Consider the following 840-nt stretch of genomic DNA (forward strand, 5'->3'; position numbering starts at 1 on the left):
AGCTAAAGTGCCTTTATACGCTCTTTGTGCAGCAGAAAAAGCGTGATAGGGCATATCGGAGTATCTTAAAGTGGGGCTTGAAGGGCGTAAATGCGTAATATGAATGCCTACAATGACTATAAGCAGCGTGCTATACACCCATTTTAAAGAATGCAATTTTGAAGGAGTTTTGAGCTTATAAATCACCCAAATGCCACATAAAGTAAGAGCATAAATACCACAAAGCCCAATACTCACATAAGTTTGTAAAAATTCTACACTCTCTTGCGCATTTGTCTCTAAGGCAATAGTAATCAGATAAGAATTAAGCGGAGTAGAAAAGTTATAAAGGAGAAATATCTCTACGACATAGCATATCGCACTCATAAAAAGCACGAATGCTAAAAGGAAGTTGCGCAATATATTCACCCTAAGCCAATATATTAAACAAAACAAACTAATGTAACTTAGGCAAAACATCATTATACGATAAGCAAAGGTGACGAAATAATACACATCAAAACGCGTTTGTAGTGAAAAATAATGAGAGAAAAATAAAACAATAAAATTGAGGACAAAAAGCACACAAAAGGCGTGAAAAAAGCGTGAATCGCAAAATGGATTAGGAAAAAGATTCTTTATTTGTTTAAATTGCATAGACTCCTCCATTTATTCTATTTTGTGTCCTTGTTGGGCATTATCAGGCTTGATTGATTATATGTGCATAGCCCTTGCTGGATATAACTCTGTGTAGATTTTAAATCTTTATCATAATCTCTCGCACCCTTTTTATCTCCTACAATACGCTCTCTTGTATTTAAAAATGCTTTGTTTTGAGCTATCAAACTCCTTTTTGCTTCA

Annotated in this window: 1 protein-coding gene and 1 pseudogene; both read right to left on the minus strand. The window is 34.5% G+C overall.

Going from position 1 to position 840, the window contains the following annotated elements; translation table 11 throughout:
• Nucleotides 1–636, minus strand: a pseudogene (locus OQH61_RS09440) (sulfatase); the annotation flags it as partial.
• A 17-nt stretch (nt 637–653) separates the two neighbouring features.
• The coding region (locus OQH61_RS09445; RefSeq protein WP_266027181.1) for a hypothetical protein at nt 654–840 on the minus strand (187 nt) is incomplete at its 5' end.

Source organism: Helicobacter sp. MIT 21-1697 (assembly GCF_026241255.1).
GTDB lineage: Bacteria > Campylobacterota > Campylobacteria > Campylobacterales > Helicobacteraceae > Helicobacter_C.